This is a genomic window from Streptomyces sp. NPDC003042 (assembly GCF_053591315.1).
This window is the reverse complement of record NZ_JBSFTP010000090.1, coordinates 1-20,666: the sequence shown is the minus strand read 5'-3', so window position 1 is coordinate 20,666 and position 20,666 is coordinate 1. Positions and strand designations below refer to the sequence as shown.

Sequence of the window (20,666 nt, the reverse complement as noted above, 5' to 3'; positions counted from 1 at the left end):
GGAGGATGGCGAGTATCCGCACGAAGGGAAGTACACGGTGAGCATCGACCCGGCCTCGATTCCGAACTTCGGAGGGCAGCAGCCCGATCCGCAGGCCACAGGACCGGCGGGCCCCGTCGTCCCCGACCAGGACCTGGTCAAGCAGCTCCTGGAGCAGATGGAGCTCAAGTACGTCGTCGACGACGAGGGTGACCTCGCGGCGCCGTGGGAGGACTTCCGGACGTACTTCATGTTCCGCGGTGAGGACGAGCAGCAGGTCTTCTCCGTCCGGACCTTCTACGACCGTCCGCACGCGATCGACGAGAAGCCGCAGCTGCTCGAGTCGATCGACGACTGGAACCGCCGCACCCTGTGGCCGAAGGTCTACAGCCACACCCACGACGACGGCTCCGTCCGGCTGATCGGCGAGGCGCAGATGCTGATCGGCACCGGCGTCAACCTGGAGCACTTCGTGTCCTCCACGGTCAGCTGGGTCCGCGCGTCCATCGAGTTCGACAAGTGGCTCCTGGAGCAGCTCGGACTGGAGAAGGACGTCGACTCCCCCGGGGGCGACGAGAAGAAGGACGACGACGGCGAGTAGTCGTCACAGCGCCATGCGTCACAGCGGTACGCGCGCCACGAGGAGCAGGTACACCCCGTAGCCGTACGAGAGCCCGGCCAGGCACCCGGTCACCACGACCGCGGTGCGGGGCCGGGCTTTCGCCATGACGGCGGCGAGCGGCCGCTCGCCGACCCGGTACACGCCGACTGGCGGCAGCACCGCCTAGAGCCGCCGCAGGCGGTCCGCGGCCTCCTGGAGGACGTCCTTCTGCTTGCAGAAGGCCCAGCGGACCTGGGTGGCCCCGGCCGACCGGTCGTCGTAGAAGACCTGGTTCGGGATGGCGACCACGCCGCAGCGGGCGGGCAGGGCGCGGCAGAAGGCGAGGCCGTCCTTCTCGCCCAGCGGGGAGACGTCCGTGGTGATGAAGTAGGTGCCCTGGGGTCGGTAGACCTCGAACCCGGCGGCGGTCAGGCCGTCGGCGAGGATGTCGCGCTTGGCGGCGAGGTCCGCGCGGAAGGTGTCGTAGTAGGCGTCCGGGAGGGCGAGGGCCTCGGCGATGGCGTACTGGAAGGGCCCGGAGGAGACGTAGGTCAGGAACTGCTTCGCCGAGCGGACCGCCGAGACCAGGGCGGGCGGGGCGGTGACCCAGCCGACCTTCCAGCCGGTGAAGGAGAAGGTCTTCCCGGCCGAGGAGATGGTGACCGTGCGCTCGCGCATACCGGGCAGCGAGGCGAGAGGGGTGTGGCCGCCCTCGAAGACCAGGTGCTCGTAGACCTCGTCCGTGACGACGAGCAGGTCCCGCTCCACCGCCAGCTCGGCGATGGCGGCGAGCTCCTCGGGGGTGAGGACCGTGCCCGTCGGGTTGTGCGGGGTGTTCAGCAGGAGCAGGCGGGTGCGCGGGGTGACGGCGTCCCGCAGGGCGTCGAGGTCGGGGCGGAAGTGCGGGGCGCGCAGCGTGAGCGGGACGCGGACCGCGCCGGCCATGGCGATGCAGGCGGCGTAGGAGTCGTAGAACGGTTCGAGGGCGATGACCTCGTCACCCGGTTCGAGGAGGGCGAGCAGGGAGGCGGCGATGGCCTCGGTCGCCCCGGCGGTGACGAGCACTTCCGTGTCCGGGTCGTACGCCAGGCCGTAGAAGCGCCGCTGGTGCTCGGCGATCGCGGTGCGCAGCTCCGGGACGCCCGGGGCCGGCGTGTACTGGTTGCCCTTGCCGTCGCGGATGGCGCGCACGGCCGCCTCGGCGATCTCGGCGGGGCCGTCCGTGTCGGGGAAACCCTGGCCGAGGTTGATGGACCCGGTGCGGGCGGCCAGCGCCGACATCTCCGCGAAGATCGTGGTGCCGAAGGCCGCCAGACGGCGGTTCAGGAAGGGGCGGCTGCTGGGGCGGCTGCTGCTCACGGGTGCGTTCATGGGCGCCATCCTGGGGGGAACCTCTGGAGTTGCTCAAGTGTGCTTTGGCGCTGGTGGCCGGGGGGCATCCCCCCTTCACACGGGACGCAGGGGATCCCGGGCCCCGGGGGACCGGGGTGGAAGAAAGGGGCGAGGACATGATCCTGGCCGTCGTGATCGTGAGTGTGGTGGTGGTGATCGGGGGCGGCATCCTGGCCGCGCAGTCCCGCAGCAGGCGTGTGGCATTGGCGAAGCGCGGGACCGCGCCCCGTACGCACGGACGGAGCAGCGCGTCCGACACCAGTTGGTGGGCCGTCGGCGGTGTTTCGTCGTCCGGTTCGACGAGTTCCTGTTCGAGCGGCAGTTCCTCCTCCTGCGGCTCTTCGTCCTCGTCCTGCGGGTCGTCGTCTTCCTGCGGGGGCGGGTGCTGACCAGGCGCCCGGCCCTTGTGAACGGGGCGTCCGACGGGGACAACTTCCGTCGGGCGTCTTCTTGTTCGGCTCAGCGCTACGGCGTACGGGCGGCATGTTCTTGAACACCTGAACCGGGTAGCCCCCGGGGGGATGTAAACCCCGTCAAGTTGGGTAAATGCGCTGTGAGTGCCGTGCCTTTCATGATTCCCTCGGTTGAGTAGACCAGTCCTCGGACCTCCTGGACTTCCTGCGGACCCGTGCCGGTGTCCCCCCACCCGTTGACCTTTGCCGGCGGGCCCCGGCCCCTCTCCCTCGCGCGTTTGCGGAGCCGACTCATGCTCACGACCCTCCAGACCACTTACACCGACACGCGTGCCGACGATCTCGCCTGGGCCCTGGGACGGGACCGGCTGCCCGCCCTGGCCGTACTGAACCTCCAGCTCGCGGACGCGAAGGTGGAGCTGCGCCTGCTCGGAGCCTCCCATCAGGTGCTCCTGGAACAGGGCGACGTGCTCTGCTCGGAGACGGTCGCCTGCATGCCCGGCAGCAGTACGCCGCTGCCCCTCGGCGTGGCGAAGCGGGTGGGTGACTGGGAGTACGAGTTCGCCGCGCGCGTCGAGACCCTCTCGCGCGGCTCCTTCGCCGGGCGCGCCCAGGAACTGCTCGCGCTGGTCGCGGACCACCCGAACGGGCTGGCGGGCACCTTCCCGGGCAGCCCGCACGCCTTCACCGCCATGCTGGCGCAGAGCTACGAGGGCCAGGTGCGCTGGCGGACCTGGCACGCGTACCCGCAGGAGGGTCAACTGGTCGCCACGCGCACCCGCGTGGGCGTACGCATGGGAGCGGCCGTCTAGGTCCCCGTCGCGGCCTGTCCAGGTCCGGGCCGGTCGCGTCCCGGTCCCGGTCCCGGTCCGGGTCCGGTTCAGGGGCAGGAGGCTTGCGCGGCCATTACGCCAACTGGCCGGGCGCGCACGCCACTTGCACCCATGTGGGTGACAGGGTGCCGGTGGGTGGTGACGTACGGTTCGCTGCATGATCGACCGTTCCGCCCCCCGCGGGGTGCTGCCGGCGCCGGAGCCGCGGGGTGTGCAGACCGTCCCGGCCGCCCTGCCCGTACGGCCCCGGACCGGCCGACTCCTCGTCCTGGCCACCGTGTTCGTCTGCGCCGCCTGCGGGCTGGTGTACGAGCTGGAGCTGCTCGCCCTCGGCTCCTACCTCATCGGCGACTCCGTCACGCAGGCGTCCGTCGTGCTCTCCGTCATGGTCTTCGCCATGGGGGTCGGCTCGCTCCTCGCCAAACGGCTGCGCAGCCGGCCCGCCTTCGGCTTCGGCGCCATCGAGGCCGGACTCGCCCTGCTCGGCGGGTTCTCCGCCATGGCGCTGTACGCGAGCTTCGCCTGGCTGGGGGAGTCGCGGCCCGCGCTCGTCGCCTTCTCCTTCGCGATCGGGGTGCTCATCGGCGCCGAGATCCCGCTGCTGATGGTGCTGATCCAGCGGATCCGCCGACAGGACGCGGGCGGGGCCGTCGCCGATCTGTTCGCCGCCGACTACGTGGGCGCCCTGGTCGGCGGCCTCGCCTTCCCGTTCCTGCTGCTCCCGCTGCTCGGGCAGCTCACCGGGGCCCTGCTCACCGGCGCGGTCAACGCGGCCGTCGGCGGCGGCCTCGTCCTGTGGCTCTTCCGCCGCGACCTCAGCCGGCGCTGCCGCTGGCTGCTGATCACCGCGAACGTGACCGTGTTCGCCGTGCTCGGCTCCGCGACGCTGCTCGCCGACGACTTCGAGCGGCTCGCCCGCCGCGCCGTCTACGGCGGGGAGGTGCGGGTCGCCGTACGGACCGGGGTCCAGGAACTGGTGCTGACCGGGCCGTCCACCGGCTCCCCGCGCTCCCTGGAGCTGTACCTCGACGGGCGGCTGCGGGTCAGCGGATACGACGAGTACCGCTACCACGAAGCCCTGGTCCATCCCGTGATGACGGGCCCGCACGCCCGCGTCCTGGTCCTGGGCGGCGGCGACGGGCTCGCCGCCCGGGAGGTGCTGCGCTACCCCGACGTCGCCTCCGTCACCGTCGTCGAGCTGGACCCGGGCGTGGTCCGCCTCGCCCGCACCGACCCGATGCTCTCCGCCCTCAACGGCGGGGCGTTCGAGGACCCCCGCCTCGGGGTCGTCACGCAGGACGCGTTCCGCTGGCTGCGGGGGCAGGCCGCGCGGCACGGGTTCGACGTCATCGTCTCGGACCTCCCCGACCCCGGCATCACCCCCAGCACGAAGCTGTACTCGCAGGAGTTCTACGGGCTGGCCGCGCGCGCCCTGAACCCCGGCGGCCGCATCGCGGTGCACGCGGGGCCGCTGACCACGCGACCGCGTACGTACTGGACGGTCGAGTCCACCCTGCGCGCGGCCGGCCTGCTCACCACCCCCTACGGCTCCGGCGGCCGCCTCTCCGGCTTCGCCGCCGGACCGGACCGCAGCGTGGGTGGCGCCGGCAGGCCGGCGCAGGACTGGGGCTTCGTACTCGCCGCCCGCGAGCGGGTCCCCGAGCTGCGGGTGGACGGGGGTACGCCCGCCCTGCGCGAGGTGTCCACGCGGGCGCTCCAGGACGCCGCCCGGGACGCCGAGCGGAGCCGCCCGGCCGGGCTCCCGCCCTCGACCCTCCCGCACCCGCGCTACTGAACACCTCCACACCGAGGGCTCGCGTCCGTGTGCAGGGGAGGGTCTCGTCGGTAGGCTCGACCGCATGGAGCATCAGGTGTTCGTTCCGGTACCGGCAGAAGACCTCCGCGCCGTGCTGCGCGACCCCGCCCGGGTGGCGCGCTGCGTACCCGGGCTCCAGCAGGACGCGGACTCCGCGTCCGCGTCCGGGCCGGCGTCCGGGCGGCTCAAGGTGCGGGTCGGCGGCAACACCGTCACCTACCGGGGGGCGCTGCACGTCACCGAGCGGGACCCGGACCACTTCGACGCCGAGGGCAAGGGCACCGAGGTGCGGGGCAGCGGCTCCGTCGCCCTCTCGCTCACGCTGCGGCTGGTCCCGCACGAAGGCGGGACACGGCTGGAGTTCACCGGCGAGGCCACCGCCGACGGGCGGGCCGCCGGCTTCGCGCCGGAGACCGCCGCCACAGCGGCCCGGCGGCTGCTCGACCGGCTCGGCGCGAACCTGGCCGCTGCCGCCGCCACCGCTGCCGCCGCTGCCGCCGCGCCGGAGCAGTGGCAGGATCCCGTGGCCGAGGCCGAGGAGGCCGCCGACGCGGACGCCGACGCTTCCGAGGGCGGGGACGAGGGCAGCGAAGTCACCGCGTCCGTCTTCGACGCCGAGGTGCCGCCCCCGTCCCTCGACCCCTTCCTCGAAGGAGACCTCGGGGCCCTCGGCGACCTGGGGGAACTCGGTGACCCGGGCGAGGCGCGCCCTCCGGCCGAGGCCGCCCACGCCCGCCGCACGATGATCGGCCGCAGCGCCGAGGAAGTGGACCACGCACCCCCGCGCGGCCGCTACGCCCCGGTCCCGGCCCCCTCCACCGTCGGCGCGGGAGCGAGCCTGCGCTGGATCGCCCCGGCCGCCGCCCTCGCCCTCGCCTCGGCGGTCGTGGTGGGACGGGTGTTGCGCCGCCGCCGCTGAGCCCCCGTAGGGTCGCCGTATGAGCACGCAACTGAGCGCCGGCGGCGCCGACATCACCATCGACCAGGAGAACGGCTGCCGGATCAGCAGTCTGCGCGTCGACGGGACCGAGCTGCTGCGCCAGGGGGCGCACTACGGGTGCTTCCCGATGGTCCCCTGGTGCGGCCGCACCGCGTACGCGCGTTTCCGCGACGGGGCGACCGTCCACCAGCTGCCCCGCAACCACCCGCCGCACGCCCTCCACGGCTTCGGCCGTGACGCGTCGTGGCGCCCCGCCGGGGCGACCGGCACCCGGGCGGCCTTCACCTACGACCTGGCCGACCCCTGGCCGTACGAGGGCCGGGTGACTCAGATCTTCGAGCTGGCCGAGGACGCGCTGACGCTCACGCTGGGCGTGGAGACGTACGAGAACTCCTTCCCGGCCCAGGCGGGCTGGCACCCGTGGTTCAACCGCACCCTGACGTCCGGCGGCCCCGAGGTCCAGATCGCCTTCGACGCCGCCTGGCAGGAGGAGCGCGACGGCGACCACATCCCCACCGGCCGCCGTATCGATCCCGTACCCGGGCCCTGGGACGACTGCTTCGGGATGCCCGACGGCGTAGACGTCACCCTCACCTGGCCCGGCGCACTGGAGCTGAACGTCGCCAGCCGGGCCGAATGGGTGGTCGTCTACGACGAGCAGCCCGAGGCCGTCTGCGTCGAGCCCCAGTCCGGCCCGCCGAACGGCCTGAACACCCTCCCGCGGCTGGTCACCCCCGTCGACCCGCTGGAGATCTCCACGACCTGGACCTGGCGGCGGCTCTCGTAGCTCACCTTTAAGCTCAGGGGCATGAGTGACGTCAACGAAGTAACGCCGTCAGGCACACGCGATGCGCTTCTGCAGCAGATCAAGGACAAGGCCGTCGTGTACGGCAAGGTGACCCTCTCCTCCGGCCGGGAGGCCGACTACTACATCGACCTCCGCCGGATCACCCTCGACGGCGAGGCCGCCCCGCTGGTCGGCCAGGTCATGCTCGACCTCACCGCCGAGCTGGACTACGACTGCGTCGGCGGTCTGACCCTGGGCGCCGACCCGGTCGCCACCTCGATGCTGCACGCCTCCGCGGCACGAGGTAAGCGCCTCGACGCCTTCGTCGTCCGCAAGGCGCAGAAGGAGCACGGAATGCAGCGCCGCATCGAGGGCACCGACGTGAAGGGCAAGCGCTGCCTGGTCGTCGAGGACACCTCGACCACGGGCGGATCCCCGCTGACCGCCGTCGAGGCGGTCCGCGAGGCAGGCGGCGAGGTCGTCGCCGTCGCCACCATCGTGGACCGGGGCGCCGCGGACGCCATTGCCGAGGCCGGCCTGCAGTACCTCACCGGTTACCAGCTCGGCGACCTTGGCCTGTCCTGACCTGCGGTTTTCACGTCGGGCGGGATGTTTCACGTGAAACACTCCCGCCCGGTTCGCGCCATGTGGGGCACCGCCGGGTGGAGTGTCGCGCGGAGTCTGGAAAGATAGGCGCGACGATGACGTCGCCCCCAGGTCAGGGCCCGCAATAAGCACACTCCCCGCACATCCAAGGAGCGGACAGATGCCCATCGCAACCCCCGAGGTCTACAACGAGATGCTCGACCGGGCGAAGGCAGGCAAGTTCGCCTACCCGGCCATCAATGTGACCTCGACCCAGACCCTGCACGCTGCGCTGCGCGGCTTCGCGGAGGCCGAGAGCGACGGCATCATCCAGATCTCCACCGGTGGTGCGGAGTTCCTGGGTGGCCAGCACAACAAGGACATGGTCACCGGCGCCGTCGCCCTGGCCGAGTTCGCCCACGTCGTGGCCGGCAAGTACGGCATCACGGTCGCGCTGCACACGGACCACTGCCCCAAGGACAAGCTGGACGGCTACGTACGTCCGCTCCTGGAGGTCTCCGCCGAGCGCGTGGCCCGTGGTCTGAACCCGCTCTTCCAGTCGCACATGTGGGACGGCTCCGCCGAGACCCTGGCCGACAACCTGGCCATCGGCCAGGAGCTGCTCGCCAAGGCCGCCGCCGCGAAGATCATCCTTGAGGTCGAGATCACCCCGACCGGCGGCGAGGAGGACGGCGTCAGCCACGAGATCAACGACGAGCTGTACACCACCGTCGACGACGCGCTGCGCACCGCCGAGGCCCTGGGTCTGGGCGAGAAGGGCCGCTACCTCCTGGCCGCCTCCTTCGGCAACGTGCACGGCGTCTACAAGCCGGGCAACGTCGTGCTGCGCCCCGAGCTCCTCAAGGACCTCCAGGCCGGTGTCGCCGAGAAGTACGGCAAGGCCTCCCCGTTCGACTTCGTCTTCCACGGCGGCTCGGGCTCCTCGGCCGAGGAGATCGCCACCGCGCTGGAGAACGGCGTCGTGAAGATGAACCTCGACACCGACACCCAGTACGCCTTCACCCGCCCGGTCGCGGACCACATGTTCCGCAACTACGACGGTGTCCTGAAGGTCGACGGCGAGGTCGGCAAGAAGTCCACCTACGACCCGCGCACCTGGGGCAAGCTGGCCGAGGCCGGCATGGCCCAGCGCGTCACCGAGGCCTGCGCCAACCTGCGCTCCACCGGCACGAAGCTCAAGTAGTCCCGCCCGGCCGGGCCGCCGTCCGGCCGAGGGGACGCCGAAGGGGTCTGCTGGTCCGTCAAGGACCGGCGGGCCCCTTTCGCATGGGCAGAGGAGCCGGAGGTGACGTCCGAAGGTGACATACGACGGTGGACTGTGGGCGTGGGATGGTGTGAAATCTACAGACAGAAACGTACCCACGGTTATGTAATACCGACGGGGCAGGAGAGGCGACGCCACACATGAGGACAGAGCGACCCCAGGTGAAGCAGGACCGGGCTGTGCGCACGCGTCAGGCGATCCTGGAGGCGGCGGCCGTGGTGTTCGAGGAGCACGGGTACGAAACGGCCAAGCTCTCGGACATCGTCAACATCGCCAAGGTCACCAAAGGCGCGCTCTACTTCCACTTCGACTCGAAGGACGGGCTGGCCCAGGCCGTCATCGACGCGCAGAACGAGTCGCAGCCGGTGGTGCTGCCGCAGGCGTACAAGGCGCAGGAGTTCGTGGACTTCGGCATGGTGTTCTCGCACCGCCTGCGGCACGAGGTGCTCATGCGGGCGAGCGCCCGGCTCACGCTCGACCACGCGGGCCGCACCCTCGACAAGGCGGCCCCGTACGCGGCCTGGATCGACCTGCACGTCTCGGTGCTGGCGGAGGCCAAGCGCCGCGGTGAGCTGCTGCCGAACGTGGACCCGGTCGTTCCGTCGCGGATGATCGTGGGTGCCTTCGCGGGGCTGAACACCCTGTCCCAGACGCTCGGCCTGGATCTGGACCGGCAGGTGTCGGAGCTCTACACGCACGTGATGCCGAACGTGGTGGTCCCGGCCGTGGCGATCCGGCTGGACACCGCTCCCGGGCGGGGCGCGCGTGCGCTCTACGGACCGCAGGGCGTGCACGAGTGCCGCCACGGCTGCCTGGGCGGGGTGCCGCCGGTCGAGGAGCCGGACGAGGCGCCGGACGAGGCGCTGGTCGCGGCGCCCGCTCACGCGCCGGCCGTCGAGGTCGCGTAGGCGCTTGCCTTCCCGCCGATTTACCTCTTCCCAAAAAGATCCTTCCGGGTATCATTTTTTCGCCACCCTGCCCAGGGAGAACACTGTGGACATTGAGGTACTCGGAGCACCGCGGGTCACCGTGAACGGTGTGCCCATCACGGCCCCCACGCCGGAGTCCCGGCACGTCCTGGCGGTCCTCGCGGTCTGTCCCGACCGGGTGGTGCCCGTGTCCGTACTGGCCGACGAGCTGGGCCGCCGCATCCCGCCCGAGCACGCCCGCGCCGCCCTGCACCACGCCGTCCGCCGACTGCGCGAACGCTTCGCCGAAGCCCTCGGCGCAGGCACCGCGTCAGTACGAAACCCGGAGTCCGTGCTGTCCACGAGACCCGGCGGGTATCTTCTCGACACCGGCGGCGGCCGCTCCGACGTCCGGGAGTTCGCCCGCGAGGCGGGAGCCGGCTACCGGGCCATGGGGCGCGGCGACTTCGAGCAGGCGGCCCTGCGGCTGCGCCGCGCCCTCGGGCTGTGGACCGGCCCCGCCCTCGACGGCATCGACGCCGGCACCTGGCTCGGCGGGCGCATCGCGGTCCTGGACGCCGACCGGCTGTCCGTACTCGGCCAGTGGGTCGAGGCGGAACTCGCCCTCGGACGGCTGCGCGAACTGCGCCTGGAACTCGCGGGCCTGCGCGGCAGCGGGGGCCAGCACGCCGACGCCGCCTACCTGGCGGGACTGCGCCGCGCCGAAGCCCGCGTCGAGGCCCTGCGCGCCGCCCGCGCCGCCCGCACGGCCCCCGGACTGACCCTGGCGTGCGCCACCCGCTGCTGACCGCACCGCTGCTGACCGCGCCGCCGGCTGCCGGGCTGCCGGACCGTCGGGCTGCCCGGGGCGAGCCTTCCTTGACCCTTCGCCGCACGGAACCTAGGTTCGGGACGCCGGGTGAAAAACGGCTGGTCGGACGGGGGATGGGGGACCAGGATGCGTGGGGACGGCAACTGCGACGAGGACGACGGCCGCGAGGGGGACGGCTCACTGGCCGTACTGGAACTGCTCGCGGCGAAGGCCCCGCGGAGCCGGTACGACGCCCTGCTGGACGAGGCCCGCCGCGCGGGCGCCGACGCCGCACGCCTCGCCGAACTCACCCGGGCCGTGGAACTGGCCCATTCCTTACGGGCGAGCGCGAGCCGCCGCGAGCAGCGCGAGGCCGCCCTCACCGCCCTCGTGGACACCGCGCACGACCTGACCTCCCCCTACGACATCGACGGCCTGCTGCGCCTGATCACCCGTCGGGCCCGGCGCCTGCTGCGCTTCGACATGGCCTGGCTGTCGCTGAGCCGCCCGGACGGTTCGGCGTACGTACGCACCACCGAGGGCGAGACCACCGCGCTGAACGTCGGGCTCGAACTGGGCACCGGCCGGGGGTTGGGCAGCGTCGCCCAGAGCCGCCGCTCACCGGTGTGGACGGCCGACTACCTCGCCGACCGGACCATCGCGCACGCCCCCGGCATCGACGCCGTCGTCGAGGCGGAGGGGCTGCGCGCCGTCATCGCGGTCCCGCTGCGCCGCGGGGACTCCTCGCTCGGCGCGCTCTACGGATCCGACCGCGCCGTGCGGCAGTTCACCCCCGACGAGATAGGGATGCTGCTCTCCCTCGCCGACCTGGCCGCCGTCGCCATCGAGAAGGCCCGGCTGCTGGAGCAGACCCGGGACGAGGTCACCGAGCTGGAGGCGTTCGGCTCGCGGACCAACACCGCGCTCACCCGGGTCCGTTACCTCTGGCAGTGCCACGCCCGGCTGGCGGGGATGGTGTTGGACGGGGCGGGGCTCGCCACCCTCGCCCGCGCCACCGCCGACGCGCTGGACGGCGTACTCCAGGTACGGGATCCGGGCGGGCGGCCGTTGACCGCCACCGGCGAACTGCCCGGCCTCGACGAGGAGATGGTGACCAAGGGGGCCCTCCAGGCGCTGACCGACCGGCGCCCGGTCGGGCTGCCCGGCGACCTGTGGCTGGCCCCCGTCCTGGCGGGCGCCGAGGACCTCGGGGTGCTGCTGCTGAGCGCGTCCGCCCCGCTGGCCGACGAGGACGTCCGGCTGCTCCAGCTGGCCGCCCAGTCGGTGGCCTCGCTGATGCTGATCCAGCGGGGCACGGCCGCCGCCGAGGGACCGGTCCACGACGAGCTGCTGGCCGACCTGCTGGAGCGGCCGGACTGCGTCGACCTGCACCTGCTGGAGCGCACCCGCCGGCTCGGCATCGACCTCGACCGCCCGCACGTGGTGGTCGTCGCCCGGCCGGAGGGCGGCGAGCTGGGCAAGGCCGTGGCCTGGGCGTCCTCGTACGCGTACCGCATGGGCGGGCTCAAGGGCGTCCGCCGGGGCTGCATCGTGCTGGTCCTGCCGGGGACGGACGCCTCGGCCGCCGCCCACCGCGCCTCCGGCGAGCTGTCGCCGATGCTCGGCCACGCCGTGTCCACCGGTGCCGCCGGTCCCACCGGGAGCCCCGGGGAGGTCGCCCGGGTGTACGCGGAGGCGGTGCGCTGCCTGGACGCGCTGACCGCGCTCGACGGGGTGGGCGGCACGGCGTCCCTGCGCGAGCTGGGCTTCCTCGGACTGCTGCTGTCCGCCGACCACGACGTGGAGTCGTTCATCGCGTCCACGATCGGCCCGGTCCTGGAGTACGACACGGACCGGCTGACGGAACTGACCCGCACCCTGGACGCGTACTTCGCCTCCGGCGCCAGCCCCACCCACGCCGCCGAGGTACTGCACGTCCACCCCAACACGGTCTCGCGCCGCCTGGAGCGGATCGCCGAACTCCTGGGCCCGGAATGGCAGAAGCCCGGCCGCGCCCTGGAGATCCAGATGGCCCTGCGCCTGCGCAAGGCCCGCACGGTCCTCCACGACCGCCGCACGGCTGCCGACCGGCGCAACGACATCTAGGCATGTCCGGCGGATCACTGCCGGGCCCGGCGGATGACGGCCGGGCCCGGTGGATCACGGCCGGGCCCGGCCGTGGCCCGGTGAATCCGGCCGGTCACAGCGCCGGCTCAGCGGATAGCGTCCCGTCCCCGCCAGGGCGCGGGCCGCGTGGGCGATCGAGGCCAGGGTGACGTGCCGGTGCCAGCCTGGTAGGGCGCGGCCGGCGAAGTCGCGCAGGCCCGCCTCCTGGCCGCTGTGCTCCGCGGCGAAGTCCACCCGGCGGCCCTGCTTGGTCAGCCGCAGCAGCGGGCCCACGGGGAGCCGTACGAGGTCGGTGACCCACACCTGCGCAGGAGGGCGCCGCGGGTCGGTCCATTCGCCGACCAGCAGCAGGTGGCGGCGGCGGGCCGGTGACGGGTCGGGCATCATCACCCGCACGGCGACCGCGAGGGTGCTGCGGTGACGTCCCGCCCGGTGCGCGGGGTCCGGATCGGTCCACTCCACCGGGGTGCACAGCCCCTTGACGGACTGCAGGATGTCCCGCGCGCTGCGGGCTCCGGCGTCGTGCCCGGGCAGCGCCGGATCCGTGACGAGCAGCGGGGTGGTGGGGCTCGCGCGGGCGATGACGGGGAGCCCGGCCTCGGCGAAGCGGTTCATCGTGGAGCGGGTGCCGATCCGGCGGATGTCGAGGACCACCGGGCGGGGCGGGCTGTTCGTCACCGATCCGGCGCTGCGTCGTACGGTGTCGATGACCGCCTGCGCCGCGCATTCCTCGTACACGGCCTGCGCGGCGTGTTCCCCGGGGCCGCCAGGGGGTCCCGGGGCACCGTCCGCGTCGGGCAGGAACATCCGCCAGCCGACCGGCGTCACCAGGCCGGCCGAGGCGAACCACGTCCCGAAGGCCTGCTGCCCCCGGAACATCTGCCCCTGGTGCGGGTCGAAGCGGTGCGCCACGCCCACCGAGTGCTCGCCGCCCTTCGGGATCGCCATCGGCTGGGCGACCCACGCGGTCAGCGGAGTGGCCGCTTCCAGAAACCCTGACAGCGCGTCGCGGATCGGCTCCCAGTCCCAGGTGGAGCTGGAGATGAAGTGGTGCGTGCTCTGCTCGGCCGCCGCCCCGCCGACGTGTCCCGCGATGCCGCGCATCGACTTGCGGCCCGGGAGGGCCAGCAGGCCCTGGACGTACTGGCGGCCCTTCTCCCGCTGGTCCTTGCGCCGCAGCGAGGCGAAGACGGTGGAGCACAGGTCGTCGGCCGCCTCGCGGACCGGATCCCGCCGGGAAGCGAACGCCGTCCGCCCGTTCGTCGTCCCGGCCATTGTCCCGGCCATCGTCCCGTTGCTCGTCCCCGTGACTGCTGCCCTGCTCATGACCGTTTTCACGACATGCCCCCTCGGCGTGCGTCGACTGCACCTCCACCGTCCGTCGAGGACCCCCGTCCCGGGGAGGTGCGCAGGCCACCGCACTTGCCCCGGAGGTGGTGGGGGCCCCACCACCCGGAGGCGGGGCGCACCCCTTACTTGACGGACTGGCGGCCCGCGCGTGGCCCCCGTGCCGGGGATCGGGCACGGTCTCGTACGGGTCCCGGAACGCGAGAGGTGAGCAGCGGCGTGCAGTTCGGCATCTTCTCGCTCGGCGACGTCACGCCCGACCCGCTCACCGGCCGTCCGCCGACCGAGCACGAGCGGATCAAGGCCGTGACCGCCCTCGCCGTGAAGGCGGAGGAGGCCGGGCTCGACGTCTTCGCCACCGGCGAGCACCACGCCCCGCCCTACGTCTGCTCCTCGCCGCCGACCCTGCTGGCGTACGTCGCCGCCCGCACCGAGCGGCTGGTCCTCTCCACCGCCACGACGCTCGTCACCACCAACGACCCCGTGCGGATCGCGGAGGAGTACGCGCTGCTCCAGCACCTCGCCGACGGCCGGGTGGACCTGATGATGGGCCGGGGCGACACCCCGAACGTCTACCCCTGGTTCGGCCAGGACCTCCGCCAGGGCCTCGCGCTGGCCCGGGAGAACTACGCCCTCCTGCACCGGCTCTGGCGTGAGGAGGACATCGACTGGCAGGGCCGCTCCCGCGCCCGCCTCGACGGCTTCACGTCCACACCCCGCCCGCTGGACGGCGTACCGCCCTTCGTGTGGCACGGCGCGGTCCGCTCCCCGGAGACGGCGGAACGGGCCGCGTACTACGGCGACGGCTTCTTCGCGAACAACCTCTTCGCCCCCGTCGAGCACTACGCCCGCCTGGTGGACCTGTACCGCGGCCGCTACGCGGAGCACGGCCACGGCACCGCCGAGCAGGCCGTCGTCGGTCTCGGCGGCCAGCTCTTCCTGCGGGGGCGCTCCCAGGACGCGGTGCGCGAGTTCCGCCCGTACTTCGACCGCTCGCCGGTCTACGGGGGCCGCGAGTCCCTGGAGGAGTGCACCGCCCGGACCCCGCTGACCGTCGGCAGTCCCGGCGAGGCGGTGGAGAGGATCCTGACCTTCCGGGAGGCGTACGGGGACTACCAGCGCCAGCTCTTCCTGCTGGACCACTCGGGGCTGCCGCTGAAGACGGCGCTGGAACAGATCGACATCCTGGGGGAGCACGTCGTCCCGGTCCTGCGCCGCGAACTGTCCCCGCCCGGCGCCCGGCGGCGCGAACTGTCCCCGCCCGGCGCCGGGCCGACAGCCCGACGGCCGGGTCATCGGACACACTGAACCCATGTCGATTCACCAGAACCTGCTCGGGGGCCCCGCCCCCACCCACCTGCCCGACGAGCCCGCGCCCCGCGAGGCCCTCGCCGCCGGGACCGACCCGGCCGAGGTGGCCGCCGCGCACCCGACGTCCTCCCTGGCCTGGGCCACCCTCGCCGACCAGGCCTTCGCCGCCGGCCGCACGATCGAGTCGTACGCGTACGCCCGTACCGGCTACCACCGCGGCCTCGACGCCCTGCGCCGCGCCGGCTGGAAGGGCCACGGCCCGGTGCCGTGGGAGCACGAGCCGAACCGCGGTTTCCTGCGCGCCCTGAACGCCCTGGCCCGCGCCGCCGGAGCCATCGGTGAGAAGGAGGAGTACGAGCGCTGCTCGACCTTCCTGCGCGACTCCTCCCCGACGGCCGCGGACACACTCGCATAACTCCCCTAGAGGGCATCCCGGTCCCTTGCTTATGATGCGAGGCAGGGGACCGGGGCTCCACTTACCTCACCGGAAGGAGCGGACCGCTACCCGGAAGCACGTGTCGAGGAGACAGAAATGTCGCACGCCCTTGATGCCTCCGGAGCCGGTTCGGACACCCCGAACCTCGACTTCGCCGGCACCACCCCCTACGAGGACTACGTCCAGGCCGACGTCCTCACCCACCTCCAGCACCTCCGCTCGGACGACCCCGGCGAGATGGTCTTCCTGGTCACGACCCAGGTCATGGAGCTGTGGTTCACGGCCATCGTCCACGAGTGGGAGACGGCGGCCCGTGGCCTGCGCCAGGACGACATCCCCGTCGCGATGGACGCGCTGAAACGATCCCTCCGCGAGCTGGAGGCCCTGAACGCCTCCTGGCGACCGCTGGCCCAGCTCACTCCGTCGCAGTTCAACGCCTATCGCTCGGCGCTCGGCGAAGGTTCCGGTTTCCAGTCCGCGATGTACCGCCGCATGGAATTCCTGCTCGGCGAGAAGTCGGCGTCGATGCTGGTCCCGCACCGCGGCGCGCCCCGCGTCCACGGCGAACTGGAGAAGGCGCTCCACGAGCCCAGCCTCTACGACGAGACCCTGCGCCTGCTCGCCCGCCGCGGCCTGGCGGTACCGCAGGAGGTCCTGGACCGCGACCTGGCCCAGCGCTACGAGCCGTCGCCGGAGGTCGAGGCGGTGTGGACGGCCCTGTACGCCGAGCCCGCCGGCCCGCACGCCGACCTGCACCGGCTCGGCGAGGTCCTCACGGACGTCGCGGAGCTGGTCTGGCGCTGGCGCAACGACCACCTCGTGGCGACGCGGCGCGCGATGGGCGCGAAGACCGGTACGGGCGGCTCGGCCGGGGTGACCTGGCTGGAGAAGCGCGCGCAGAAGAACGTCTTCCCCGAGCTCTGGACGGCGCGCAGCTATGTCTGACGCCAACCCGACCCCGGGCCCGGACTCGATACCGGTCGATTCGGCCTCGCCGGCTTTTGAGGCGCGGGTGTCTGGGGGCGGAGCCCCCAGTGGGCCCCGCGCCTCAAAGGATCTCCCGGCCCCCGCCACGGACCTCGTAGAGCTGGCGGCGCGGCTCGACGACGCCGACGGCCTCGGCAAGCTCCGCGAGCGGTTCACCCTCCCCGACGGCCTCGTCTACCTCGACGGGAACAGCCTCGGCGCGCTCCCGGCCGGTGTCCCGGACGCAGTGAGCGACGTCGTGCGTCGGCAGTGGGGCGAGCTCCTGATCCGGTCCTGGGACGAGAGCGCCTGGTGGACCGCCCCCGAGCGGATCGGCGACCGCATCGCCCCGCTCATCGGCGCGGCCCCCGGCCAGGTCACCGTGGGCGACTCGACCAGCGTCAACCTGTTCAAGGCCCTGGTCGGCGCCGCCCGCCTCGCGGCGGCCGCCGCCCCCGGCCGGAGCCGGATGCTGGTCGACGCGACCACCTTCCCGACGGACGGCTACATCGCCGCGTCCGCCGCCCGGATGACCGGCCTGGAGATCGTCCCGGTCGACCCGGCCGACGCGGTGGCGGAGATGACGTCGGACACCGCCGTGGTGCTGCTCAACCACGTCGACTACCGCACGGGCCGTCTCCACGACCTGGCCGCCCTCACCACGGCGGCGCACGCGGCCGGCGCCCTCATCGTCTGGGACCTCTGCCATTCGGCGGGGGCCCTCCCGGTGGGCCTCGACGCGCACGCCGTCGACCTCGCGGTCGGCTGCACGTACAAGTACCTCAACGGCGGCCCGGGCGCCCCGGCCTACATCTACGTCGCCGCCCGGCACCAGCCGGCCTTCGACTCCCCGCTCCCCGGCTGGAACAGTCACGAGGACCCCTTCGCGATGACCCCGGCCTACGCGCCCGCCCAGGGCGCGGCCCGGGCGCGGGTGGGCACCCCGGACATCCTGTCCATGCTCGCCCTGGAGTCGGCGCTCGACGTCTGGGAGGGGGTCGAGGTCGAAGCCGTACGGGCCAAGTCGCTCGCCCTGACCGACTTCTTCCTGGAGTGCGTGGCGGCGTACGTCCCGCCGGGCATGGTCGAGGCGGTCACCCCGGCGGGGCACGGGCAGCGCGGCAGCCAGGTCTCCCTGCGCACCGAGAACGCGCGCGAGGTGATGGCGGAGCTCATCGCCAGGGGCGTCGTCGGGGACTTCCGCGCACCCGACGTGCTGCGCTTCGGTTTCACTCCGCTCTACGTCGGATTCGCCGATGCCGAGCGCGCGGCGCGCACGCTGGGTAACATTTTCGGGTGAAGCGGTAGCGAAACGTCACTGCACTCGGCGGGCGGGGCTACGGTCCCGCCCGCCGGGGTACAGCGCGGTCCCGCCACGGAACAGCGCGTTCCGGACTGATACGGTCCCGCTCTGTCTGCCGGTGCACCGGAACATCTGTCCCCGCTGTCCCACGCGTTACCGAGAGGTTGAGCCGATGACGGACCCCGCAGTCGAACGGGACGCCGCCGAGGCCGCCTCGGCCTTCTCCCACCCCCCGATCGAGCCCGACGCGAGCGCCGCGTACGGGGAACACCCCGACCAGGTCGTCGACTTCTACGCCCCGCGCGGGGCGGGTGGCGGCGCGCGTACGGCCCCGCTGGTCGTCGTCCTGCACGGCGGGGCGTGGCGCGCCCCGTACGACCGGCAGCACACCACCCCCTTCGCGGACTTCCTGGCCCGCCAGGGTTTCGCCGTCGCCAACGTGGAGTACCGGCGCGGAAGTTCGCTGCCGCTGCCGCATCAGAACGCCGAGGGGCCGGTCGCCGGCCGCTGGCCCGAGACGTTCGACGACGTCGCCGCCGCCATGGACGCGCTGCCGGGGCTGGTCGCGGCCGCCCTGCCCGCCGCCGACTTCCGCCGCACGGTGGTCACCGGCCACTCGGCGGGCGGCCACCTCGCGCTGTGGGCCGCGGCCCGGCACGTCCTGCCGTACGGGTCCCCGTGGAGGCTGCCTTCCCCGCCGCTGCTGCGCGGCGTGGTGGCACTGGCCCCCATCGCGGACTTCACGGTGGCGGAGGAGCTCGGGGTGTGCGGCGGCGCGAGTGCGCAGTTGCTGGGCGGGGCGAAGCACTGGGCGCAGCGGCTGCCCTTCGCCGACCCGGCGGCCCTGCTCCCGACGGGCATCGCCACGGCCGTGGTGCAGGGGCGGGAGGACATCGTCGTCCCGGACGCGGTGGCGGAGTCGTACGTGGCCGCCGCCGGGCGGGCGGGGGAGATGGTCGGCCTGACCCTCCTGGACGGCGTCGGTCACTTCCCGCTGATCGACCCGGCGGCGGACGCCTGCGCGGTGGTCTGCGAGGAGATCTCGCAACTGGCCTGGTAGAGCCCGGCGGCGCGGTACAGGAGCAGCGCGTGTACGAAGCGGTCCTCGGAGGTGGGTGGACACCGCCAGGTCAGGGGCCACGCGCCGTCGAGGGGCGGGATGGGCACGTAGGTGGTGCGGCGGGGGCCTGAGGTGAGGCGGGTGAACCCGGGCGGCCAGATGCGGTAGGCGGCGCTGCTGACGGGGATCAGGAAGTACACGGGGCGGCGGGCGTTGGCTTGTACGACGATGGGACCGGGGTCACCCCCCGTGAGCGTGACCAGGAGGTCGGCGAGATTCCGTCCGGTGTCACCGTCCACACGTAGGGCGTCAAATTGCACTCCGGCCTTGCGGATTCCGATCCCGGCCGTTGGAACCCAGCTGGGCGTAGGGGAGTTGGGGGCGCCGGAGGCGTCACTTTCAGTGTTCATGGGTCAAGGGTGGAGGGTCGGGTCTACCGTTTTCCAGAGCGCTGAGTCGACCGTCGGAAACGGTAGAAATTCGGCTTGCGCTGGTTGAGTTCGGTTGAGTCCGCTTGGTTTCGGTTGAGTTCGGTTGAGTGGGGTGGTGTCCTCCGTGGCCAAGGCAGCCAACAAGGAGACGGTGGGTGGGGCGACCCGTCTGGTGTCCCATCTGGCACGTGCGTTGCGCGAAAAGGAGAAGCTGACCCAGAAGGAACTGGGGAAGAGGCTCGGCTACTCGGCGGCGGCGATCAGCGCGGTGGAGACGGGCGCGCAGCCGGCGAGCGACGAGATGCTGGTGGGGCTGGAGGAAGAGATCGGGGGTGGGCTCGGGGCGTTTGAGGTGGCGCGGGAACTGGTCCGGCTGGACAAGTACCCGGCGCACTTCCAGGACTACTTCCTGTTGGAACAACAGGCGCTGAGTCTGTACCTGTTCGAGACCGATGCGATCTACGGGATCTTCCAGACAGAGGCGTATGCACGCGCACTGATCGCCGGTGGCTTCCCTGTCCTGACGGGCCATCGGGTGGATGAACTGGTCGAGGGCAGGATGGCGAGGAAAGTGCTCTTCGATCGGGACCCCATTGCGCTCATTGAGCTGATCGTGGACGAGGCCACACTGCGCAGGGGCGTCGGTAGTCCTGACATCATGCGCGCCCAGCACCAATACCTCGCCGAACTTGCCCAACGTCGAAACGTGACCGTCTATGTGCTCCCGTTTGAGGCTGGATTCTCGGGCGAGCAGGCGGGTGCGCGGGGTGGGATGAACCTCGTCGAAACTGCACGGCATGAGCGGCTCGTCTACATCGAGACTGGCGACGAGAGCCTGCTGATCAGCGATCCGGCGAAGGTGAGCGTCTACTCTCAGCGATACGCGAAGATCCGCGCACAGGCCCTCGGTCGGCGCGAATCGCTGGGCTTTATCAAGCAGTTGGCGGGAGAGCGAAAATGAGCACCAGCACCTTGCGGTGGTTCAGGTCGAGCTACAGCAACGACAGCGGTGGCGCTTGCGTCGAGGTGGCCTACGACTGGCACAAGTCGAGCTACAGCGATGGCGGCGGCGGGGACTGCGTAGAGGTGGCCGAGTGCCCCCACGCCGTCCACGTCCGGGACTCCAAGAACCTCGGCCCCGCCCTGACCGTGGCCCCCACCGCCTGGGCCGACTTCACAAGCTGGGCGGCGGTGTAGGGGTCGGGATGCAGTGATCCGGGATCAGGGAAGGTATGGGGGCTTCCCGTCAGTCTCATCGTCTCTCCGTGTCGGGCCGGCCCCTCAAGGGCGCTCCTCCTTCGTCGTCGCGTCGCTTCGCGATGGCCTTCGGCCACC

At 72.3% G+C, this 20,666-nt stretch carries 22 protein-coding genes; 18 read left to right on the top strand and 4 right to left on the bottom strand.

What is annotated here, in order from left to right:
• The first annotated feature begins 37 nt into the window (after window positions 1-37).
• The gene (locus ACWDYJ_RS31190) at window positions 38-580 is read left to right on the top strand and encodes a YbjN domain-containing protein (RefSeq protein ID WP_451568955.1); all 543 of its coding nucleotides are present in this window, start codon (window positions 38-40) and stop codon (window positions 578-580) included.
• Between the two features lie 18 nt (window positions 581-598).
• On the opposite strand, the gene ACWDYJ_RS31185 is transcribed toward ACWDYJ_RS31190, so the two are convergent.
• Both ACWDYJ_RS31185 and ACWDYJ_RS31180 read right to left on the bottom strand, forming a co-directional pair.
• Window positions 599-760 (bottom strand): hypothetical protein, encoded by a 162-nt coding sequence (locus ACWDYJ_RS31185; RefSeq protein ID WP_451568954.1) that lies wholly within the window; start codon window positions 758-760, stop codon window positions 599-601.
• Between the two features lie 3 nt (window positions 761-763).
• Window positions 764-1,960 (bottom strand): pyridoxal phosphate-dependent aminotransferase, encoded by a 1,197-nt coding sequence (locus ACWDYJ_RS31180; protein WP_451568953.1) that lies wholly within the window; start codon window positions 1,958-1,960, stop codon window positions 764-766.
• A gap of 277 nt (window positions 1,961-2,237) precedes the next feature.
• Between ACWDYJ_RS31180 and ACWDYJ_RS31175 the strand changes: the two genes are divergently transcribed.
• The 10 genes from ACWDYJ_RS31175 (at window position 2,238) to ACWDYJ_RS31130 (ending at window position 12,456) form a co-directional block, all read left to right on the top strand.
• Window positions 2,238-2,465: a hypothetical protein gene (locus tag ACWDYJ_RS31175; protein ID WP_451568952.1), complete on the top strand. Its 228-nt coding sequence runs from the start codon at window positions 2,238-2,240 to the stop codon at window positions 2,463-2,465.
• Between the two features lie 213 nt (window positions 2,466-2,678).
• The gene (locus ACWDYJ_RS31170) at window positions 2,679-3,197 is read left to right on the top strand and encodes a DUF2617 family protein (RefSeq protein WP_451568951.1); all 519 of its coding nucleotides are present in this window, start codon (window positions 2,679-2,681) and stop codon (window positions 3,195-3,197) included.
• Between the two features lie 178 nt (window positions 3,198-3,375).
• On the top strand, window positions 3,376-5,013 hold the full coding sequence (locus ACWDYJ_RS31165; protein WP_451568950.1) for a polyamine aminopropyltransferase: 1,638 nt from the start codon (window positions 3,376-3,378) through the stop codon (window positions 5,011-5,013).
• Window positions 5,014-5,077: 64 nt separating this feature from the next.
• Window positions 5,078-5,953: an SRPBCC family protein gene (locus ACWDYJ_RS31160; RefSeq protein ID WP_451568949.1), complete on the top strand. Its 876-nt coding sequence runs from the start codon at window positions 5,078-5,080 to the stop codon at window positions 5,951-5,953.
• Between the two features lie 19 nt (window positions 5,954-5,972).
• Window positions 5,973-6,761 (top strand): aldose epimerase family protein, encoded by a 789-nt coding sequence (locus tag ACWDYJ_RS31155; RefSeq protein ID WP_451568948.1) that lies wholly within the window; start codon window positions 5,973-5,975, stop codon window positions 6,759-6,761.
• Window positions 6,762-6,782: 21 nt separating this feature from the next.
• Complete coding sequence (pyrE, locus tag ACWDYJ_RS31150) at window positions 6,783-7,346, top strand: orotate phosphoribosyltransferase (RefSeq protein WP_451568947.1); 564 nt, start codon at window positions 6,783-6,785, stop codon at window positions 7,344-7,346.
• Between the two features lie 181 nt (window positions 7,347-7,527).
• Window positions 7,528-8,550: a class II fructose-bisphosphate aldolase gene (gene fbaA / locus ACWDYJ_RS31145; protein WP_451568946.1), complete on the top strand. Its 1,023-nt coding sequence runs from the start codon at window positions 7,528-7,530 to the stop codon at window positions 8,548-8,550.
• A gap of 260 nt (window positions 8,551-8,810) precedes the next feature.
• Window positions 8,811-9,539, top strand: a complete 729-nt coding sequence (locus ACWDYJ_RS31140) for a ScbR family autoregulator-binding transcription factor (RefSeq protein ID WP_451568945.1) — start codon at window positions 8,811-8,813, stop codon at window positions 9,537-9,539.
• Between the two features lie 85 nt (window positions 9,540-9,624).
• Window positions 9,625-10,347 (top strand): AfsR/SARP family transcriptional regulator, encoded by a 723-nt coding sequence (locus tag ACWDYJ_RS31135; protein WP_451568944.1) that lies wholly within the window; start codon window positions 9,625-9,627, stop codon window positions 10,345-10,347.
• A 150-nt stretch (window positions 10,348-10,497) separates the two neighbouring features.
• Window positions 10,498-12,456 carry a helix-turn-helix domain-containing protein gene (locus ACWDYJ_RS31130; protein WP_451568943.1) on the top strand — a complete coding sequence of 653 codons (1,959 nt, stop codon included), beginning with the start codon at window positions 10,498-10,500 and terminating at the stop codon, window positions 12,454-12,456.
• Window positions 12,457-12,510: 54 nt separating this feature from the next.
• Here ACWDYJ_RS31130 and ACWDYJ_RS31125 read toward each other — a convergent pair whose 3' ends face one another.
• Window positions 12,511-13,764: an IS701 family transposase gene (locus ACWDYJ_RS31125; protein WP_451568942.1), complete on the bottom strand. Its 1,254-nt coding sequence runs from the start codon at window positions 13,762-13,764 to the stop codon at window positions 12,511-12,513.
• A 279-nt stretch (window positions 13,765-14,043) separates the two neighbouring features.
• On the opposite strand from ACWDYJ_RS31125, the gene ACWDYJ_RS31120 reads away from it, so the two are divergent.
• The 5 genes from ACWDYJ_RS31120 to ACWDYJ_RS31100 all read left to right on the top strand — a co-directional run bounded on the left by ACWDYJ_RS31120 (window position 14,044) and on the right by ACWDYJ_RS31100 (window position 18,900).
• Window positions 14,044-15,132: a CE1758 family FMN-dependent luciferase-like monooxygenase gene (locus ACWDYJ_RS31120; RefSeq protein ID WP_451568941.1), complete on the top strand. Its 1,089-nt coding sequence runs from the start codon at window positions 14,044-14,046 to the stop codon at window positions 15,130-15,132.
• A gap of 4 nt (window positions 15,133-15,136) precedes the next feature.
• On the top strand, window positions 15,137-15,550 hold the full coding sequence (locus ACWDYJ_RS31115) for a DUF3151 domain-containing protein (protein WP_451568940.1): 414 nt from the start codon (window positions 15,137-15,139) through the stop codon (window positions 15,548-15,550).
• A gap of 117 nt (window positions 15,551-15,667) precedes the next feature.
• On the top strand, window positions 15,668-16,516 hold the full coding sequence (locus ACWDYJ_RS31110; protein WP_451568939.1) for a tryptophan 2,3-dioxygenase family protein: 849 nt from the start codon (window positions 15,668-15,670) through the stop codon (window positions 16,514-16,516).
• Window positions 16,509-17,837: a kynureninase gene (gene kynU / locus ACWDYJ_RS31105; RefSeq protein WP_451568938.1), complete on the top strand. Its 1,329-nt coding sequence runs from the start codon at window positions 16,509-16,511 to the stop codon at window positions 17,835-17,837. Before ACWDYJ_RS31110 ends, kynU begins: the two co-directional genes overlap by 8 nt.
• Before the next feature lie 175 nt (window positions 17,838-18,012).
• Window positions 18,013-18,900 carry an alpha/beta hydrolase family protein gene (locus ACWDYJ_RS31100; protein ID WP_451568937.1) on the top strand — a complete coding sequence of 296 codons (888 nt, stop codon included), beginning with the start codon at window positions 18,013-18,015 and terminating at the stop codon, window positions 18,898-18,900.
• Here the strand turns inward: ACWDYJ_RS31100 and ACWDYJ_RS31095 are convergent.
• Window positions 18,825-19,199, bottom strand: coding sequence for a hypothetical protein (locus ACWDYJ_RS31095; protein WP_451568936.1), 375 nt, complete (start codon window positions 19,197-19,199; stop codon window positions 18,825-18,827). The two genes, ACWDYJ_RS31100 and ACWDYJ_RS31095, sit on opposite strands and share 76 nt — an antisense overlap.
• 256 nt (window positions 19,200-19,455) lie before the next feature.
• Here ACWDYJ_RS31095 and ACWDYJ_RS31090 point away from each other — a divergent pair, with 256 nt between their 5' ends.
• Entirely contained in the window at window positions 19,456-20,292 is an 837-nt protein-coding gene (locus ACWDYJ_RS31090) for a helix-turn-helix domain-containing protein (RefSeq protein WP_451568935.1), read from the top strand.
• Entirely contained in the window at window positions 20,289-20,528 is a 240-nt protein-coding gene (locus ACWDYJ_RS31085) for a DUF397 domain-containing protein (RefSeq protein WP_451568934.1), read from the top strand. The genes ACWDYJ_RS31090 and ACWDYJ_RS31085 overlap by 4 nt, the downstream gene beginning before the upstream one ends.
• Window positions 20,529-20,666: the final 138 nt, after the last annotated feature.

Bases quoted from the DNA above. Each gene is read 5' to 3' on its own strand.
- ACWDYJ_RS31180 (WP_451568953.1), bottom strand. From the start codon at position 1,960: ATGGCGCCCATGAACGCACCCGTGAGCAGCAGCCGCCCCAGCAGCCGC.
- ACWDYJ_RS31165 (WP_451568950.1), top strand. From the start codon at position 3,376: ATGATCGACCGTTCCGCCCCCCGCGGGGTGCTGCCGGCGCCGGAGCCG.
- fbaA (WP_451568946.1), top strand. From the start codon at position 7,528: ATGCCCATCGCAACCCCCGAGGTCTACAACGAGATGCTCGACCGGGCG.
- ACWDYJ_RS31155 (WP_451568948.1), top strand. From the start codon at position 5,973: ATGAGCACGCAACTGAGCGCCGGCGGCGCCGACATCACCATCGACCAG.
- kynU (WP_451568938.1), top strand. From the start codon at position 16,509: ATGTCTGACGCCAACCCGACCCCGGGCCCGGACTCGATACCGGTCGAT.
- ACWDYJ_RS31085 (WP_451568934.1), top strand. From the start codon at position 20,289: ATGAGCACCAGCACCTTGCGGTGGTTCAGGTCGAGCTACAGCAACGAC.
- ACWDYJ_RS31130 (WP_451568943.1), top strand. From the start codon at position 10,498: ATGCGTGGGGACGGCAACTGCGACGAGGACGACGGCCGCGAGGGGGAC.
- ACWDYJ_RS31100 (WP_451568937.1), top strand. From the start codon at position 18,013: ATGACGGACCCCGCAGTCGAACGGGACGCCGCCGAGGCCGCCTCGGCC.
- ACWDYJ_RS31170 (WP_451568951.1), top strand. From the start codon at position 2,679: ATGCTCACGACCCTCCAGACCACTTACACCGACACGCGTGCCGACGAT.
- ACWDYJ_RS31110 (WP_451568939.1), top strand. From the start codon at position 15,668: ATGTCGCACGCCCTTGATGCCTCCGGAGCCGGTTCGGACACCCCGAAC.
- ACWDYJ_RS31115 (WP_451568940.1), top strand. From the start codon at position 15,137: ATGTCGATTCACCAGAACCTGCTCGGGGGCCCCGCCCCCACCCACCTG.
- ACWDYJ_RS31160 (WP_451568949.1), top strand. From the start codon at position 5,078: ATGGAGCATCAGGTGTTCGTTCCGGTACCGGCAGAAGACCTCCGCGCC.
- pyrE (WP_451568947.1), top strand. From the start codon at position 6,783: ATGAGTGACGTCAACGAAGTAACGCCGTCAGGCACACGCGATGCGCTT.
- ACWDYJ_RS31125 (WP_451568942.1), bottom strand. From the start codon at position 13,764: ATGGCCGGGACAATGGCCGGGACGACGAACGGGCGGACGGCGTTCGCT.